Origin of the sequence: Stenotrophomonas sp. YIM B13575 (genome assembly GCF_042787595.1) — a bacterium.
Taxonomy (GTDB): Bacteria; Pseudomonadota; Gammaproteobacteria; order Xanthomonadales; family Xanthomonadaceae; genus Stenotrophomonas; species Stenotrophomonas lactitubi_B.
Genome location: NZ_JBHZOP010000099.1, coordinates 1 through 15,500, shown reverse-complemented (window position 1 = coordinate 15,500; position 15,500 = coordinate 1). Strand labels below are relative to the sequence as shown.

The following is a 15,500-nucleotide window of genomic DNA, read 5'->3' as shown; positions in this document are numbered from 1 at the left end:
GCGCCGGCTTTTGTCCCTTGATCGCAGGTAATCGATGTCCGCTTCCGCCCCGGTTTCCGCTCCGCCGCCGGTCCCGCCGGCAACTGCCACCGCCCGCGCCTCCTCGCCGCTGGCAGGTTTTTTCATTGATCTGGGCATCGCCGCCGTCACCCTGTTCGGGTTGAGCCTGGTGAGTGGTCTGGTCTGGGGGCTCTACCGCGGCATCGTGGTGGGTTATGCCAGCGCCAAATCCGGCGGCGGCACGCCTGATACGGCAGCGGTCGCCCAGCAGCTCGGCCAACCCGGTGCGCTCGGGCAGATCCTGATGGCACTGGTCGCCACCGGTGGCGCAGCGCTGCTGGTGTACTGCTGGCGCCGACCGGCCAACGCTGCCGAACGGCAGCGTTCGCGGGACGCACTCCGTCGCCCCTCCACCTGGGGGTGGACCCTGCTGGTTGCCAGCGCGATCGTGATCGGCAGCAACGGTATTGCCTTCGTGGCCAAGCAGATGGGCATCGAGCCGGTGCCGACAAACCTCGAACTGATGCAGAACGCGGTTGCCCGCTTTCCGCTGTTTCTGACGTTGTTTGCCGTGGTGCTTGCACCCGCCTACGAAGAACTCCTCTTCCGCCGGGTCCTGTTCGGTCGTCTGTGGCAGGCCGGACGACCGTGGCTGGGGATGATCCTGAGCAGCCTGGCGTTCGCGCTCATCCATGAAATTCCCGGTACCAGTGCAAATGGCCCGGCCGAGATCGCACAGCTGTGGCTGGTTTACGGCGGCATGGGCGCTGCATTCTGCTGGCTGTACCGCCGCACCGGCACCTTGTGGGCGGCGATCGCCGCACATGCACTGAACAATGCCGTGGCGCTTGCAGCCCTGGTGTTTTTCGGGGCAACGTAAGGCGCTGTCCGCTTGACGAAAGATTAAGCAGACCCGTTACACACTGGGCTTCTGAACACGGGGGTGGGTCCATGAAACAACTGCTGCTGGCCATCGTCATCACCACTCTGGTCAGCGCCTGCGCGACCACCACTTCACCCACCGGCCGTCGGCAGATGGTGGGCGGTGTGTCGCAGGCTCAGCTGGACCAGCTGGGTGCGCAGGCGTTCGCCGAAACCAAGCAGAAAGAGAAGATCAGCAGCGACGGCCGCCAGAACGGCTACGTGCAATGCGTGGTCAACGCGCTGGTTGCACAGCTGCCACCACAGTACCGTGGCGTACGGTGGGAAACGGCCGTCTTCGTCGACAAGGAACCCAACGCTTTCGCCCTGCCCGGCGGCAAGGTCGGGGTCAACACCGGCATCTTCAGCGTCGCCAGGAACCAGGATCAGCTGGCCGCGGTGATCGGCCATGAAATCGGCCACGTGATCGCCCGCCACCACGAAGAGCGCATTACCCGGCAGATGGGCGCGCAGACCGGATTGGCGGTGCTGGGGGCGTTGGCCGGCGCGTATGGCGGCGAAGGCGCGGCCAGCACGGTCAACCAGCTCGGCGGGATGGGGGCGCAGACCGCGTTCCTGTTGCCCGGCTCACGCACCCAGGAGAGCGAGGCTGACGTAATCGGTCAGCGATTGATGGCCGAGGCCGGATTCAACCCTGCCCAGGCGGTCGATCTGTGGCAGAACATGATGGCCGCCAGTGGCGGTCGCAGCCCCCAATGGTTGTCCACCCATCCCGATCCAGCCAATCGGATCAGGGAGTTGCAGCGTGATGTACCGGCGCTCGGCCCCGTCTACCAGCAGGCCCAGGCGGCCGGACGCCGTCCAAAGTGTGGCTGAGTGCGCAGATTCATGCTGTATTGCAGCACATAAAACGATTTCTCACGCCATCTGTTTCTGATACGTTTGGCGGCTCAGATTTTTCTGACAGTCCGACTTTGCCGCTACCGGCGGTTCGATCGAGGTGAACGATGATTTTCCGTAACCACAAAGCTGTGCTTTCCGTCCTCATCGCCACTGCCCTGACCGGCGCCGTGGTCACCGATGCGTTCGCGCAGTCCTCGCGTTCGTCCGAGCGTGGCAACCGTGGCGGCAAGCAGGCCAAGGCCGAAGTGCTGTTCCCGAACGCGACCCGCCAGGAACCGGCAGCGAAGTCGTCGGCCAAGCTGGGCAGCAAGCTGCAGAAGATGATTGACAGCTACAACAAGGAAAAGTTCCCGGAGACCCGCACGCTGGCCGACGAGATCCTGGCCAACGAAGGCGCCAACGAGTACGACAAGTCGCTGGCCGCGCAGCTCGCCTCCCAGGCGGCCTACCAGACCGACGACACCGCAGCCGCCATCGCCTACCTGAAGCAGGTGCTGCAGTTCAACGGCCTGGACAACAACGGCCACTTCCAGTCCATGCTGATGCTGGGCCAGCTGCAGATCCAGGAAGACAAGACCGCTGAAGGCCTGGCGACCCTGGACAAGTACTTCGCCGAGAGCAAGTCGACCAAGCCGGAAGAGCTGATCATCAAGGGCCAGGCGCTGTATCAGCTGGAGCGCTACCAGGAAGCGATCCCGGTGCTGAAGCAGGCCATCGCCGGCGCTGCCGAGCCGAAGGACAACTGGAACCAGCTGCTGATGGCCGCGCTGGCCGAAGCCGGCCAGACCGGTGAGGCCGTGCAGGCTGCCGAAGCACTTGCCGCCAAGAACCCGAATGACAAGAAAGCGCAGCTGAACCTGGCCAACATGTACATGCAGGCCGACCAGATGCCGAAGGCCGCCGCGGTGATGGACAAGCTGCGCAGCAGCGGTCAGCTCACCGAAGAGCGCGAGTACAAGCAGCTGTACTCGATCTATGCCAACACCGAGAACAAGGAAAAGGACGTCATCGCGGTCATCAACGAAGGGTTGCAGAAGGGCATCCTGAAGCCGGATTACCAGGTCTACCTGGCACTGGCCCAGTCCTACTACTACTCCGACCAGGTGCCGCAGGCGATCGACGCGTGGCAGAAGGCCGCCCCGCTCTCCAAGGACGGTGAGACCTACCTGAATCTGGCACGCGTTTTGCACAGTGAAGGTCGTGTCCCGGAGGCCAAGCAGGCCGCCCAGCAGGCGCTGGCGAAGGGCGTGAAGAACCAGGCGGATGCCAAGAAAATCATCAACCTGAAGTAAGTAGGAATAACGCCTGAACGCCTGCCCAGTTGATGCGCAAGCGCTCAGGATTGGTATAAGCTTGGAGGTTCCTGCGGTGTCATGCACCGCTGATCAGGGATCCCGCCCCCGGGATTCCGGCCCCACTATTGAGCTCTTGGCGCATGACGGAACAACTAGTCGTTCACCGGTACGAACAACCCGATGACAAGGGGCTGAGCTGGCCTCGCATCGTCGGTATCGCGTTTGTAATCGCCCTGCATCTGGCCGCCTTCATGATGCTCCTGATTCCTGCCGTGGCTCCCAAGGCCGTGGCGGAGAAGGAGCGCAACGTCATGGTGACCATCGTCGACGCGCCGCCGCCGCCGCCACCGCCGCCGCCGCCGCCGCCGCCGCAGGACACCCCGCCGCCGCCGGTGAAGAATCTGTCGCCGCCGAAGCCGTCGCCCGTCCCGCCGCCGCCGCAGGCGCCGGTCGTCGACGTGCCGGAACCGCGCGCGAACGATATCGTCACCCCGCCGTCGCCGCCCGCACCGCCGGCACCGCCGACCTCGATCGAGGCCAGCGTGGACATCTCGTCGAAGGCCATGAATCCGCCGCGCTACCCGCCGGCCGCCTTCCGCGCTGGTATCCAGGGCGAAGTGATCCTGATCATTGATGTCGATGCCAACGGCAACGTCACCAATGTCACGGTGGAAAAGTCCAGCCGTAACCGCGATCTGGACCGTGCTGCGATGGAAGCTGCCCGCAAGTGGCGTTTCAACGCCGCCGAAGCTGGCGGTAAGAAGGCTGCTGGCCGCGTCCGCGTCCCGGTCAACTTTGCGCTGAACTGATGCGCCCGGGTGGCCGCTTGGCCACCCTCGCCTCCAGTTCGATTGTTTAGCTTAGCTACACCCTTTATCACCACACACAACAAAGGTAAGCGTCATGCTGCAGGAAATTTTCATCGCCGCTGCTGCCGGGGGCAATCCGTCCAACGCCCTGTCGCAGATGGGCTTCGAGCATCTGATCCACGAAATGACCACCAAGCCGGGTGATTTCGCGGTTTCCTGGGTCGTGCTGCTGACCCTGGTCGTCATGTCCGCCATGTCCTGGTACTGGACCGTCATCAACATCTTCCGTGCTACCCGCCTGAAGAGCGCCGCTGATCGCGTCGTCAGCCTGTTCTGGGATACCCCGAACGCGCAGGACGCCATCCGTGCAATGGAAGAGCAGCCGGCTTCGGAGCCGTTCTCGAAGATCGCACTGGACGCTGCCCAGGCTGCTGCGCACCACCAGCGTGCTGAAGGCGGCGCTGTCGGCGGCGTGGGTGAGAACCTGAGCCGTTCGGAGTTCGTCGACCGCGCTCTGCGCCAGGCCGTGACCCGCGAAAGCAACAAGCTGCAGTCGGGCATGACCCTGCTGGCTACCGTCGGTGCAACCGCTCCGTTCGTCGGTCTGCTGGGTACCGTGTGGGGCATCTACGGCGCGCTGATCAAGATCGGTGCCACCGGCTCCGCTTCGATCGACGCCGTTGCCGGCCCGGTGGGTGAAGCGCTGATCATGACCGCCATCGGTCTGTTCGTCGCGATCCCGGCCGTGTTCGCCTTCAACTTCTTCAGCAAGATCAACAGCGCGACCATCAGCAAGTTCGATACCTTCGCGCACGACCTGCACGACTTCTTCGCCACCGGTTCGCGCGTCCGCTAATTGCGACGCGCTGTACCCGCGAGAACGTAGTCACCAAGATCTAGACGGAGCCCGTTATGGCTTTCAGTAGTGGTAACAGCGGCGGCCCCATGGCCGACATCAACGTTACGCCCCTCGTGGACGTGATGCTGGTGCTGCTGATCATCTTCATCATCACGGCGCCGCTGATGTCCCACAAGGTCAAGGTGGATCTGCCGGAGGCCAACCTGGTCCAGAAGCCGGACGACACCAACGACCGCAAGGGTCCCATCACCCTGGCAGTCAAGGAAGACGGTTCGATCTACTGGAACGACGAAGAGATCAACAAGCAGACCCTCGAGTCGCGCTTGGCGACCGCCGCCCAGCAGACCCCGCAGCCGCCGTTGAACCTGCGTGGTGACCGCACCACCAAGATGCGTGTCATCAATGAGATGACCAAGATCGCGCAGGAACAGGGCATGCTGGACGTCGGCTTCGTGGCGACCAAAGAGAAGGGGCAATAAGCCATGGCATTCAGTAGTGGTGGTGGCAAAGGCCCCATGGCAGACATCAACGTCACGCCCCTCGTGGACGTGATGCTGGTGCTGCTGATCATCTTCATCGTCACCGCGCCGATCATGACGTACCCGATCGCCGTGGACCTGCCGCAGCGCGTGCTCAACCCACCGCCGCAGCTGGTCGAACCGCCGCCGCCGATCGAGTTGAAGATCGACGCCAGCAACCAGGTCTCGTGGAACAACAGCCCGATCAACGCAAGCGAACTGCAGCAGCGGATGGAGCAGGAGGTCCAGCGTGACCCGACCAACCAGCCGGAACTGCGGATCGATGCCAGCCCGGATTCGGAGTACGACGTGATGGCCAAGGTTCTGGCCGCCGCGAAGAATGCTCAGATGAAGAAGATCGGCTTCGTGCAGCAGTAAATCGCTACACCGCAATACATCAGTCATGACGCGACTGCAGACGCCCCTGGAAACAGGGGCGTCTTTTTTTGTCCGCGGTGGTGGTCTGCCGACCCTACGTCGCCGCTGTTGGTAGGTGTCGACCTTGGTCGACACGTGGATCCACGCCACGCGCGGATGCGTCTTGCTGGGAACGCGCTTGGGAAACAAATGCCGCTGACCGGTGCGTGTCCCCGCTATGATCGGCGGATGCTCGCCCTCTTCGATTCCGTGCGCCATTGGCTTGATGGCATCGCCCACCTGGGAACGATCCTGGCGGTGGCCTACCTGCTGTACCTGCTCGCCCTGACCGGCTGGATCATGCTGCAGAAGCGCGAGCCGGTGGCCACGCTGAGCTGGATCCTGTCGCTGGCGCTGCTGCCCTACCTCGGCCTCTTCATCTACTACCTGCTGGGACCGCAGAAGGTGAAGCGGCAGCGGCTGCGACGCGGTCGTGCGCGTTCGGGCATGGAGCACTACAGCGATGTCTGCCCGCCCGATGCCGACTGCACCGAGCTGGCCAAGATCGCGCAGGCGACGACGGGTCTGGCGCCAAGCACCGCCACCGAAGTGACCTGGCTGGTCGACGGTGCGGCCACCTACGCTGCGCTGCTGGAAGCGGTGGCGCAGGCGCGTGACCACGTACATCTGGAGTACTACATCTTCAATCCCGACCACGCCGGCACCGCGTTGCGGGACGCCTTGCTGGAACGGGCCCGTGCCGGTGTGCAGGTACGGCTGCTGCTGGACGCGGTAGGCTCCTCCGCCGTGCGCCAGCGCTTCCTGCAGCCGCTGCTGGATGCCGGCGCGGAAGTGGTCTGGTTCCATCCGCGGCAGCTGCTGAAGCCGTTCAAACGCCCCTGGTTGAACCTGCGCACGCACCGCAAGCTGGTGATCGTCGATGGCCGGCTGGCGTTCACCGGCGGCATCAATATCACCGACGACGAAGACGAAAGTCGCAACCCGAATGCCTATCGCGATCTGCACATGCGCCTGCGCGGGCACGTGGTGCGCAGCCTGCAGTTGGTGTTTGCCGAGGACTGGTTGTACGCCAGTGGCCAGGACCACTCGCGGTTCGACATCGCCCGGCTGTGGCCGAGCGACATGGCCCTGCGCGGCGACGGCGCGATCGACGCGCAGGTGCTGGTCTCTGGCCCGGATTCGGGATGGGAGACCATCCACCGCCTGCATGTGGCCGCCATCCAGGAAGCACGTGAGCGGGTCTGGCTGGTGACTCCTTACTTCGTACCCGGCGAGGCGGCGCGGATGGCGCTGACGTCGGCGGCGCTCGGCGGCCTGGACGTGCGCCTGCTGGTGCCGAAGATGAGTGACTCCTGGTTCGTCACCCAGGCCGCCCGCTCGTACTTCGACGAACTGCTGCATGCGGGAGTGAAGATCTACGAGTACGGTCCGCGCATGCTGCATACCAAGGCCTTCATCGCCGACGACGATGTCTGCATCGTCGGCAGCGCCAACTTCGATCACCGCAGCTTCCGCCTGAATTTCGAGCTGTCGATGATGATCAGCGATCGTGGCCGGGTAGCGGAACTGTCCACGTTGCTGCAGTCCGAGTTCGAGCGCGCCACCCGCGTACACGACCAGGCAGGGCGCTCGCTGTGGCTGCATCGGTTGCCCGAGGCCTTCGCGCGATTGGCCTCGCCGCTGCTGTGAGGCAGCGCTACACTGCGGCGGTGGCCCGGGGAGACTGACAATGTATTGGCTGTACCTGCTGCTGGCGCTGGGCTGCTTCGCCTTTGCCCTGAAGACACCGAACATGGGGCTGATGTCACTGGCCCTGCTGGCCGCCCTCGCCTTCCTGCTGGCGTGGGTGCGCGGTCGCTACGTGGCACGCTTTGGCGACCTTCAGCGTGATCCGGCGACACTGGTGGACAGCGATGAACTGCGGCGGCTGCGCGAACAGGCCAAGGTGACTCCGACCGATGGCAGCGACCCTCCCTCCCACTCCCCGTAGTCCCGTTCCATGACCCAGCTCAGCGTCAACGTCAACAAGATCGCCGTCCTGCGCAACTCGCGTGGCGGTGCCGAACCGGACGTGGTGCGTGCCGCCCAGGCCTGCCTGGATGCAGGCGCGCATGGCATCACCGTGCACCCGCGACCGGACCGCCGCCACATCACCGCCGAGGACGTGCTGGCACTGTCGGCGCTGACCCGCGCGCGCGGCGTCGAGTTCAACATCGAAGGCAACCCGTTCGCGCCGCCGCGTGAGGGTTACCCCGGGCTGCTGCCGCTGTGCGCGCAGACGCGCCCGGCACAGGCCACGCTGGTTCCCGATGGCGATGGCCAGATCACCTCCGACCATGGTTTCGACTTCGAGCGCGACGCGCAGCGACTGCGCCCGCTGGTGGCCGAGCTGAAGGCGATGGGCTGCCGGGTGAGCCTGTTCGTGGATGCCGGCAACCCGCTGCTGGAACAGGCGGCCGAGGTCGGTGCCGACCGCATCGAGCTGTACACCGGCCCGTATGCCGAGGCCCATGCTGCCGGCGACGCCCGGGCCATGCTGGAACTGTTCGCCACCGCCGCGCGCCGTGCACAGGCCGTCGGCCTGGGGGTGAATGCCGGACACGATCTGTCGCAGGACAACCTGCGTGACTTCCTGTCCAATGTGCCGGAGGTGCTGGAGGTCTCGATCGGCCACGCCCTGATCGGCGAGGCGCTGTACGACGGCCTGGATGCCACGGTGAAGGGCTACCTGGCACTGCTGTAGCAGTGCATGGGACTTCCCCGGCAGATTGAAGCCGGAGGACGTGCGGCAGGTCGCCGTATTCCGGCCTGGCATTCGACCCTGTAGCCGATCTTCCCATCGCAGCTGTTGAGACACCCGTGGCCCATGCTGGCCTGCCGCGGCGATAGCGCGCGCCCGGTCGCAAGCCACGCACCCCTGTGGACAAGTCTGGGGTCAACGTGCGGTCCCATACGCCTCCGCGCCTACAGCTACGTGAATCCTGGCCGCTTGCGCCACCTGTGGTTAGCAATAATACTAATATCCCGTAACGGCCGGAGGGCAACATGCAGCACCCCCCTCGCAACGCCCAGGCCGCCATCAAGGGCCGGGGTTCCACGTCCCATCTTGCGGGGCGTTTTGAAAGCACCGTCAGCGAGGCGGTGGACGATGGCTGGGCAGTGGACGAAAGCGAGGAGTTCCTCGCCCCGCGCCTGCGCACCGAAGTACGCGCGGAGACCGCGCGCAGCATCATCAGCCGCAACAACTCCCCGGACGTCGGCTTCAGCCAATCGGTGAATCCGTATCGCGGCTGCGAGCACGGCTGCTCGTACTGCTTCGCACGCCCCTCGCATGCCTATCTGAACCTGTCGCCTGGCCTGGACTTCGAGACCAAGCTGTTCGCCAAGACCAACGCGCCGCAGCTGCTGCGCAAGGAACTGTCGAAGCCGGGCTACGTGCCGCAACCGATCGCGCTGGGCATCAACACCGACGCGTATCAGCCGATCGAGCGCAAGTTCAAGCTGACCCGTCAGCTGATCGAGGTGATGCTCGAAACCAAACACCCGTTCTCGCTGATCACCAAGAACGCTCTGGTCGAGCGCGACATCGATCTGCTTGCACCGTTGGCGGCGGAGAACCTGGTCAGCGTGCATTTCTCGGTGACCTCGCTGGACCCGCATCTCTCCGCGAAGCTGGAGCCGCGCGCGTCGGCACCGCATGCACGGCTGCGTGCGATGAAGCGCCTGCACGAGGCCGGTATCCCGGTCGGTGTGATGGTGGCGCCGGTGATTCCGTGGATCAACGACAGCGAACTGGAAGCCGTGCTGGAGGCTGCACACGATGCCGGCGCCAGTACCGCCGGTTACGTGCTGCTGCGCCTGCCGCTGGAAGTGGCACCGTTGTTCCGCGATTGGCTGGATACCCATCATCCGGATCGTGCCGCGCATGTGATGAGCACCATCCAGCAGCTGCGTGGCGGCAAGGACTACGACAGCCAGTTCGGCACGCGTATGCGCGGCCAGGGCGTGTATGCGGAGCTGTTGAACAGCCGCTTCAAGCTGGCGCGCAAGCGGTTGGGCTTCAATGCGCAGAACAGCCACTGGCCGAAGCTGGATTGCAGCCGCTTCGAGAAACCGTTGCCGCCGAAGGTGGACACGCCGCAGGGCAGTCTGTTCTAGGCAGCGGCGGTCACAGCGCGGTGCAACTGGTCAGCCGCCACCGAACAACTTCTGCGCACTCTGGAACAGGATCCAGCTGGTGGCGATGAACTTGTCGCCACCCTGTGGCCGATTCCCGCGATGGGTATGGGTGAACGCGGTCGGCGCAATCAACAGACTGCCGGTGCGCGGTGCGATCTTCCGCCCCTGGAACAGGAACTCGGTTTCGCCTTCGTCGAAGTCGTCGTTGAGGTACAGCGTCCACAGCACATGCCGGTGCAGGGTCTCGGCCTGCGCGTCCTTCGGGTACAGCTCGCAGTGCCAGTACGGGTAACCGCCCTCGCCCGCTGCGTACCACTGCAGGTTGATCGCACCCGGGCGCAGGCAGGTGCGCGCCAGATCCGCCAGCTGCTCCGGCGCCATGTCGGGAAAATCCTCGGCCGACAGGCGTCGCGGCTGGCCGTTGCTGTCCTGGATCTGCAACATCAGCGGCGCGATCAATGCCTGTGGATAACGGCGTAGATAAGTCTGCAGACCGGCAAAAACCGCCTGTTGCAGCTGCTGGTCCACATCCTGCCAGCCCTCCACGCCGCTGATCCGCAGATCCTTGCTGTGCTTGAGTTCCGGGAACACACCGCTGCCCACCGCACCGGGTTTCAGGCCCTGGCTTGCACGCATGCGGGCGACGATCGCACCGCATACGTCGTTGGGGACGGCGTTGTGGATGACCTCGATGAAATCGACAGGGCGCGGCTCGTGCATGCGTGCATTCCTTCGACGGCAAGGGCTTGATGGTGCCGTTTGCCACTGCTGCTGTCACCCTGCGGTCATGTCATCAATCTGCCATGACCGCTGTAGGGATGGCCGCGGTCAGACGCTTTTCGCGTCATGCTCCTGGTGATAACGCACGGCCTCGGCAACCTCTTCGCGCGAACCGAGGAACACCGGCACGCGCTGGTGCAGCTGGTCGGGTTGCAGGTCGGTGATGCGCTCGCGACCGGTCCAGGCCGCACCGCCCGCCTGCTCCACCAGCAGGCCCATCGGGTTGGCTTCGTACATCAGGCGCAGCTTGCCGGCCTTGCCCGGTTCCTTCTTGTCCCACGGGTAGATGAAGATGCCGCCGCGGGTCAGGATGCGATGCACGTCGGCGACCATGCTGGCGATCCAGCGCATGTTGAAGTTCTTGCCGCGCGGGCCTTCCTTGCCGGCCAGCAGATCTTCCACATAGGCCTGCATCGGCGCTTCCCAGTGGCGCTGGTTGGACATGTTGATGGCGAACTCCTGGGTGGCCGCCGGAATCTGCATGTTCTCGGTGGTCAGCAGGAACTCGCCGGTTTCGCGGTCGAGGGTGAAGGCGTGGGTACCGTGGCCGACGGTCAGCACCAGCTGCGTGCTGGGCCCGTAGATGCAGTAGCCGGCGGCGATCTGCTTGCTGCCCGGCTGCAGGAAGGCGTCATCGCCAGGCAGTTCGACGTTGGTCGGGCAACGCAGCACCGAGAAGATGGTGCCGACGGAGACGTTGACGTCGATGTTGGAGCTGCCATCGAGGGGATCGAACAGCAGCAGGAAATCGCCGCGCGGGTAGATGTCAGGCACCGGCTGGCTGTGGTCCATTTCCTCCGATGCGCAGGCAGCAAGGTGACCGCCCCAGGCGTTGGCTTCCAGCAGGATCTCGTTGCTGATGACATCCAGCTTCTTCTGCGCTTCGCCCTGCACGTTGCCGGTGCCGGCCTCGCCGAGCACGCCACCGAGGGCGCCCTTGCTGACGGCGATGGAGATGCTGGTGCAGGCGCGGGCGACGACCGCGATCAGCTGGCGCAGGTCGGCGTTGATGCGGCCGGCGTGCTGCTGCTGGATCAGGAAGCGGGTCAACGAGGTACGGGACATGGGCGGGCAGGTCTCGGCAACGGGAAAACACCTATTGTCGCTGGTCTGACTTGCGCGTGGGTGAGCGGGGAAGGCGTAATCGTTTCCAGATGCGTTGCGCTGCAGAAGCGGGGCGCTCTGCTTCTGTAGAGCCGAGCCCGCGCTCGGCTGCTCTTCGTCCGTCACGCCGCGCAAGCCGAGCGCAGGCTCGGCTCTACAGCAACCCTTGGCGAAACCAGGACCCAAAAACAAAGGCGCCTTGCGGCGCCTTTGTTTTCAAACCACTGGAGGGGTGCTTCAGCCCTTGGCGACGGTGGCCACGGCCTTGGCGACGTATTCCAGGTTGTTCTGGTTCAGCGCGGCCACGCAGATGCGGCCGGTGCCCACGGCGTAGATGCCGAACTCGTCGCGCAGGCGCTCGACCTGTTCGCGGCTCAGGCCGGAGTACGAGAACATGCCCGCCTGTTCGTTGATGAAGCCGAACTGCGGGGCACCGGCGGCGGCCAGCTTCTCGACCAGGCCCTGGCGCAGGGCGTGGATGCGCTCGCGCATCTCGGTCAGTTCCTGCTCCCACATCGCGCGCAGTTCCGGGTTGGTCAGCACGCCGGCAACCAGTGCAGCACCGTGCGTGGACGGGCTGGAGTAGATCGTGCGGATCACGCGCTTGACCTGCGACTGCACGGCCTTGGCGTCAGCGGCGGTCGGCGCCACCATCGACAGCGCACCCACGCGCTCGCCATACAGCGAGAACGACTTGGAGTACGAGTTGGCGACGATGAAGCTGTCGATGCCGGCCTCGGCGATGATGCGCACGGCGGCGCCGTCCTGCTCGATGCCCTTGTCGAAGCCCTGGTAGGCCATGTCGATGAAGGGGAACAGCTGGCGATCCTTCAGCAGCTGCGCGACCTGCTTCCACTGGCTGACGGTGAGGTCGGCGCCGGTGGGGTTGTGGCAGCAGGCGTGCAGCAGCACCACGGTGCCCGCTTCCAGCTTGCCCAGGTCGGTCAGCAGGCCGTCGAAGTTCACGCCATGGGTGGTCGGGTCGAAGTAGGTGTAATCGACCACCTCGAAACCAGCGGCGCTGAACACGGCGCGGTGGTTTTCCCAGCTCGGGTTGCTCAGCGCGACGGTGGCGTGCGGCAGCAGCTTCTTCAGCACGTCGGCGCCGACGCGCAGCGCACCGCTGCCACCGACGGTCTGTGCGGTGGTGACGCGGCCGGCGGCCAGCAGCGGCGAATCCTTGCCGAACACCAGCTCACGGGTAGCCTGGGTGTATGCCGGCAGGCCATCGATCGGCAGGTAGCCGCGCGGTTTGGCTTCGTTGGCGAGCTGCTGCTCGATCTGCTTGACGGCGCGCAGCAGCGGAATGCGGCCGCTCTCGTCGTAGTAGATGCCCACACCCAGGTTGACCTTGGTCGGGCGGCTGTCGGCGTTGTACGCCTCGGTCAGGCCCAGGATCGGGTCGCCTGGGACCAGTTCCACGTTTGCAAAGAAGGACACGGCGGTACTCGTTCGGTAGACGGAAAGGGGGAGGAATTGCGCCACGCGGCTTGCGGCTTTTCGGCCGGAAACAGCCCATCGTAACAAAGCCTGCCGGGGCTGGCCGCCGCCATCGTCATCCGCCTGCCCGTACCATGGCGTGCGTTGCCGCTCGAGCCATAACCTGAATCATGAATTCCGCTGCACGACGTCATTGCCTGCCGCTGTCCGCCCTGCTGCTGTCGCCTTTTTCGGTGGCGGCCGCGCCCTCGCCCACCGCACTGCCGGCGGTGCAGGTGCAGGCCGTGCGGGTGCCGGGCGTGGATCCCTTCGCCCTGCCCGCCAGCCTGGATACGGTGTGGATCGATGCCGACCGTAGCGGCCCCAATACGCAGCTGTCCGAGGCGCTGGGCGGGGTGCCGGGCCTGCTGGCCCGCGACCGGCAGAACTTCGCGCAGGACACCCAGCTGTCGATCCGTGGCTTCGGCGCCCGTTCGACCTTTGGCGTGCGCGGGGTGCGGGTGCTGATTGATGGGGTGCCGGCGACCATGCCCGACGGCCAGGGCCAGCTGTCGCACGCCAGCCTGCTCGGTGCCGAGCGCATCGAGGTGCTGCGTGGGCCGTTCTCCGCGCTGTACGGCAACTCGTCCGGGGGCGTGCTGCAGGTGTGGAGCGCGCAGGGCCAGGCCGGTGACCCGTGGCGGCTGCGGGTGAATGCCGGTGCCGACAACACGCTCAGCGTCGGCGCGCAGCTGCGTGGGGCAGGCAAGGGCATCGATTACAACGTGGCCGCCAACCATTTCAGTACCGATGGCTGGCGTGACCATAGCCGTGCGCGCCGCGAATCGTTGAACGCGCGGCTGGGCACCGAGCTCGCTGGCGGCCGCCTGGAACTGCTGCTCAACGCGCTGCACGCGCCGAACGCGCAGGACCCGCTGGGGCTGACCCGCGCGCAGGTGGCGGCCGACCCGCGCCAAGCCACGGCGGTGGCCCACCAGTACAACACCCGCAAATCGGTTCGCCAGCAGCAGGCCGGCCTGCGCTGGACCCGGGAAGCCGGCGCGCAACGCTGGCAGCTGATGGGCTACGCCGGGCAGCGCGCGGTGACCCAGTACCTGCCGATTCCGCCGGGACCGCAGGCCAACCCATTGCACGCCGGTGGTGTGATCGACCTGGATGGCGGCTACGGCGGGCTGGACGCGCGCTGGGGCTGGAACGGCGATCTGTGGGGGCGCCCGCTGGATCTGGTGGTGGGCGTGAATGCCGATCGCCAACGCCAGCACCGCACTGGCTACGAGAACTTCATCGGCAGCACCGTGGGGGTACGCGGGCGCCTGCGCCGCGACCAGATCGACATCGTGCAGAACGTGGACCAGTTCGCGCAGGCGTGGTGGCAATGGAGCCCGCGCTGGTCGCTGCTCGCCGGAGTCCGCCACAGCACGGTGCGCTTCGAATCGGATGATCGCTACATCGTCGGGCGCAACCCGGACGACAGCGGCCGCCGCCGCTACCAGGCCACCACGCCGGTGGCGGGTGTCAGCTTCGAGGCAAGCCCGCAGTGGCGTCTGCACGCGGCCGTGGGCCGTGGATTTGAAACCCCGACGTTCAATGAACTGGGCTACCGCGCCGATGGCCAGGCCGGGCTGGCGCTGGATCTGGCGGCTGCCCGCAGCCGCAGCCTGGAAGTGGGCAGCAAGTGGCATGCGCAGGATGGAAGGCAGCTCGATGTCAGCGTGTTCCGCGCAGATACCGACGATGAGCTGGCCGTTGCCAGCAACACCAACGGTCGCAGCACGTACCGCAACATCGGCCGCACCCGCCGCCAGGGTGTGGAGCTGCAGTACCGGCAGCCGCTGGCCGAGCAGCTGGAGCTGCAGCTGGCCTGGACCTGGCTGCAGGCGCAGGTGCGCTCGCCCTACCTGGCCTGTGCGGCCAGCAACTGCGCCGTGCCCGACACCGTGGTTGCCGCCGGCAGCCGCCTGCCCGGCGTGCCCCGGCAGCAGGCGCATGCCCGCCTGCAGTGGTCGCCGGGGGACTGGCAGTGGGCGCTGGAAGCTGCGGCCAGCAGCGACGTGGTGGTGAACGACATCGCCACCGAGCGCGCGCCGGGATACGCGCTGCTGAACCTGGAAGCCGGCCGCAGCTGGACGCTGCAGTCCGGTGACCTGCGCGCATTCGCGCGTATCGACAACGTGCTGGACCAGCGCTATATCGGCTCGGTGATCGTCAATGACGGCAACGGCCGGTTCTTTGAGCCCGGGCCGGACCGCCGCGCCAGCGTCGGCCTGCAGTGGTCATGGCGCTGAAGCGGTAGTGCCGGCCGCTGGCCGGCATCGCTCCGTGCAGGAGTCAAGGTTGCCGGCCAGCGGCCGGC

15 protein-coding genes are annotated in these 15,500 nt (G+C 65.7%); 12 read left to right on the top strand and 3 right to left on the bottom strand.

The window, feature by feature from the left end:
- The first annotated feature begins 34 nt into the window (after positions 1 to 34).
- The 11 genes from ACFX4F_RS15515 to ACFX4F_RS15465 all read left to right on the top strand — a co-directional run bounded on the left by ACFX4F_RS15515 (position 35) and on the right by ACFX4F_RS15465 (position 9,802).
- A complete protein-coding gene (locus ACFX4F_RS15515; protein ID WP_380656818.1) occupies positions 35 to 880 on the top strand; it encodes a CPBP family intramembrane glutamic endopeptidase in 846 nt (281 codons plus the stop codon).
- A gap of 71 nt (positions 881 to 951) precedes the next feature.
- On the top strand, positions 952 to 1,758 hold the full coding sequence (locus ACFX4F_RS15510) for a M48 family metallopeptidase (protein ID WP_117309120.1): 807 nt from the start codon (positions 952 to 954) through the stop codon (positions 1,756 to 1,758).
- Positions 1,759 to 1,889: 131 nt separating this feature from the next.
- Entirely contained in the window at positions 1,890 to 3,077 is a 1,188-nt protein-coding gene (locus ACFX4F_RS15505; protein ID WP_099819422.1) for a lipopolysaccharide assembly protein LapB, read from the top strand.
- 254 nt (positions 3,078 to 3,331) lie between these two features.
- A complete protein-coding gene (locus ACFX4F_RS15500; RefSeq protein WP_207761024.1) occupies positions 3,332 to 3,889 on the top strand; it encodes an energy transducer TonB in 558 nt (185 codons plus the stop codon).
- Between the two features lie 94 nt (positions 3,890 to 3,983).
- Positions 3,984 to 4,745: a TonB-system energizer ExbB gene (gene exbB / locus ACFX4F_RS15495; RefSeq protein ID WP_025875552.1), complete on the top strand. Its 762-nt coding sequence runs from the start codon at positions 3,984 to 3,986 to the stop codon at positions 4,743 to 4,745.
- A gap of 56 nt (positions 4,746 to 4,801) precedes the next feature.
- Positions 4,802 to 5,227, top strand: coding sequence for a biopolymer transporter ExbD (locus tag ACFX4F_RS15490; RefSeq protein WP_012509603.1), 426 nt, complete (start codon positions 4,802 to 4,804; stop codon positions 5,225 to 5,227).
- A 3-nt stretch (positions 5,228 to 5,230) separates the two neighbouring features.
- Positions 5,231 to 5,644, top strand: coding sequence for a biopolymer transporter ExbD (locus tag ACFX4F_RS15485; RefSeq protein WP_004132666.1), 414 nt, complete (start codon positions 5,231 to 5,233; stop codon positions 5,642 to 5,644).
- 228 nt (positions 5,645 to 5,872) lie between these two features.
- Complete coding sequence (cls, locus tag ACFX4F_RS15480) at positions 5,873 to 7,333, top strand: cardiolipin synthase (RefSeq protein WP_099819424.1); 1,461 nt, start codon at positions 5,873 to 5,875, stop codon at positions 7,331 to 7,333.
- A gap of 40 nt (positions 7,334 to 7,373) precedes the next feature.
- The gene (locus ACFX4F_RS15475) at positions 7,374 to 7,634 is read left to right on the top strand and encodes a hypothetical protein (protein ID WP_346586187.1); all 261 of its coding nucleotides are present in this window, start codon (positions 7,374 to 7,376) and stop codon (positions 7,632 to 7,634) included.
- 9 nt (positions 7,635 to 7,643) lie between these two features.
- Positions 7,644 to 8,387: a pyridoxine 5'-phosphate synthase gene (locus tag ACFX4F_RS15470; protein WP_375068685.1), complete on the top strand. Its 744-nt coding sequence runs from the start codon at positions 7,644 to 7,646 to the stop codon at positions 8,385 to 8,387.
- 302 nt (positions 8,388 to 8,689) lie between these two features.
- Positions 8,690 to 9,802 (top strand): PA0069 family radical SAM protein, encoded by a 1,113-nt coding sequence (locus ACFX4F_RS15465; protein ID WP_380656808.1) that lies wholly within the window; start codon positions 8,690 to 8,692, stop codon positions 9,800 to 9,802.
- Positions 9,803 to 9,832: 30 nt separating this feature from the next.
- On the opposite strand, the gene ACFX4F_RS15460 is transcribed toward ACFX4F_RS15465, so the two are convergent.
- The 3 genes from ACFX4F_RS15460 to ACFX4F_RS15450 all read right to left on the bottom strand — a co-directional run bounded on the left by ACFX4F_RS15460 (position 9,833) and on the right by ACFX4F_RS15450 (position 13,147).
- Positions 9,833 to 10,543, bottom strand: a complete 711-nt coding sequence (locus ACFX4F_RS15460) for a 2OG-Fe(II) oxygenase (RefSeq protein ID WP_099819428.1) — start codon at positions 10,541 to 10,543, stop codon at positions 9,833 to 9,835.
- Between the two features lie 108 nt (positions 10,544 to 10,651).
- Positions 10,652 to 11,668 carry a class 1 fructose-bisphosphatase gene (locus ACFX4F_RS15455; RefSeq protein WP_099819429.1) on the bottom strand — a complete coding sequence of 339 codons (1,017 nt, stop codon included), beginning with the start codon at positions 11,666 to 11,668 and terminating at the stop codon, positions 10,652 to 10,654.
- 276 nt (positions 11,669 to 11,944) lie between these two features.
- Positions 11,945 to 13,147, bottom strand: coding sequence for an amino acid aminotransferase (locus tag ACFX4F_RS15450; protein WP_099819430.1), 1,203 nt, complete (start codon positions 13,145 to 13,147; stop codon positions 11,945 to 11,947).
- 170 nt (positions 13,148 to 13,317) lie between these two features.
- Here ACFX4F_RS15450 and ACFX4F_RS15445 point away from each other — a divergent pair, with 170 nt between their 5' ends.
- Positions 13,318 to 15,432, top strand: coding sequence for a TonB-dependent receptor domain-containing protein (locus ACFX4F_RS15445; RefSeq protein WP_099819431.1), 2,115 nt, complete (start codon positions 13,318 to 13,320; stop codon positions 15,430 to 15,432).
- The last annotated feature ends 68 nt before the right edge of the window (positions 15,433 to 15,500 follow it).

What these genes read in the sequence shown, in the direction of transcription:
- ACFX4F_RS15475 (WP_346586187.1), top strand. Translation starts at nt 7,374, where the DNA reads ATGTATTGGCTGTACCTGCTGCTGGCGCTGGGCTGCTTCGCCTTTGCC.
- ACFX4F_RS15505 (WP_099819422.1), top strand. Translation starts at nt 1,890, where the DNA reads ATGATTTTCCGTAACCACAAAGCTGTGCTTTCCGTCCTCATCGCCACT.
- ACFX4F_RS15490 (WP_012509603.1), top strand. Translation starts at nt 4,802, where the DNA reads ATGGCTTTCAGTAGTGGTAACAGCGGCGGCCCCATGGCCGACATCAAC.
- ACFX4F_RS15455 (WP_099819429.1), bottom strand. Translation starts at nt 11,668, where the DNA reads ATGTCCCGTACCTCGTTGACCCGCTTCCTGATCCAGCAGCAGCACGCC.
- ACFX4F_RS15445 (WP_099819431.1), top strand. Translation starts at nt 13,318, where the DNA reads ATGAATTCCGCTGCACGACGTCATTGCCTGCCGCTGTCCGCCCTGCTG.
- ACFX4F_RS15500 (WP_207761024.1), top strand. Translation starts at nt 3,332, where the DNA reads ATGATGCTCCTGATTCCTGCCGTGGCTCCCAAGGCCGTGGCGGAGAAG.
- ACFX4F_RS15515 (WP_380656818.1), top strand. Translation starts at nt 35, where the DNA reads ATGTCCGCTTCCGCCCCGGTTTCCGCTCCGCCGCCGGTCCCGCCGGCA.
- ACFX4F_RS15485 (WP_004132666.1), top strand. Translation starts at nt 5,231, where the DNA reads ATGGCATTCAGTAGTGGTGGTGGCAAAGGCCCCATGGCAGACATCAAC.
- ACFX4F_RS15460 (WP_099819428.1), bottom strand. Translation starts at nt 10,543, where the DNA reads ATGCACGAGCCGCGCCCTGTCGATTTCATCGAGGTCATCCACAACGCC.
- cls (WP_099819424.1), top strand. Translation starts at nt 5,873, where the DNA reads ATGCTCGCCCTCTTCGATTCCGTGCGCCATTGGCTTGATGGCATCGCC.
- ACFX4F_RS15470 (WP_375068685.1), top strand. Translation starts at nt 7,644, where the DNA reads ATGACCCAGCTCAGCGTCAACGTCAACAAGATCGCCGTCCTGCGCAAC.
- exbB (WP_025875552.1), top strand. Translation starts at nt 3,984, where the DNA reads ATGCTGCAGGAAATTTTCATCGCCGCTGCTGCCGGGGGCAATCCGTCC.
- ACFX4F_RS15465 (WP_380656808.1), top strand. Translation starts at nt 8,690, where the DNA reads ATGCAGCACCCCCCTCGCAACGCCCAGGCCGCCATCAAGGGCCGGGGT.
- ACFX4F_RS15510 (WP_117309120.1), top strand. Translation starts at nt 952, where the DNA reads ATGAAACAACTGCTGCTGGCCATCGTCATCACCACTCTGGTCAGCGCC.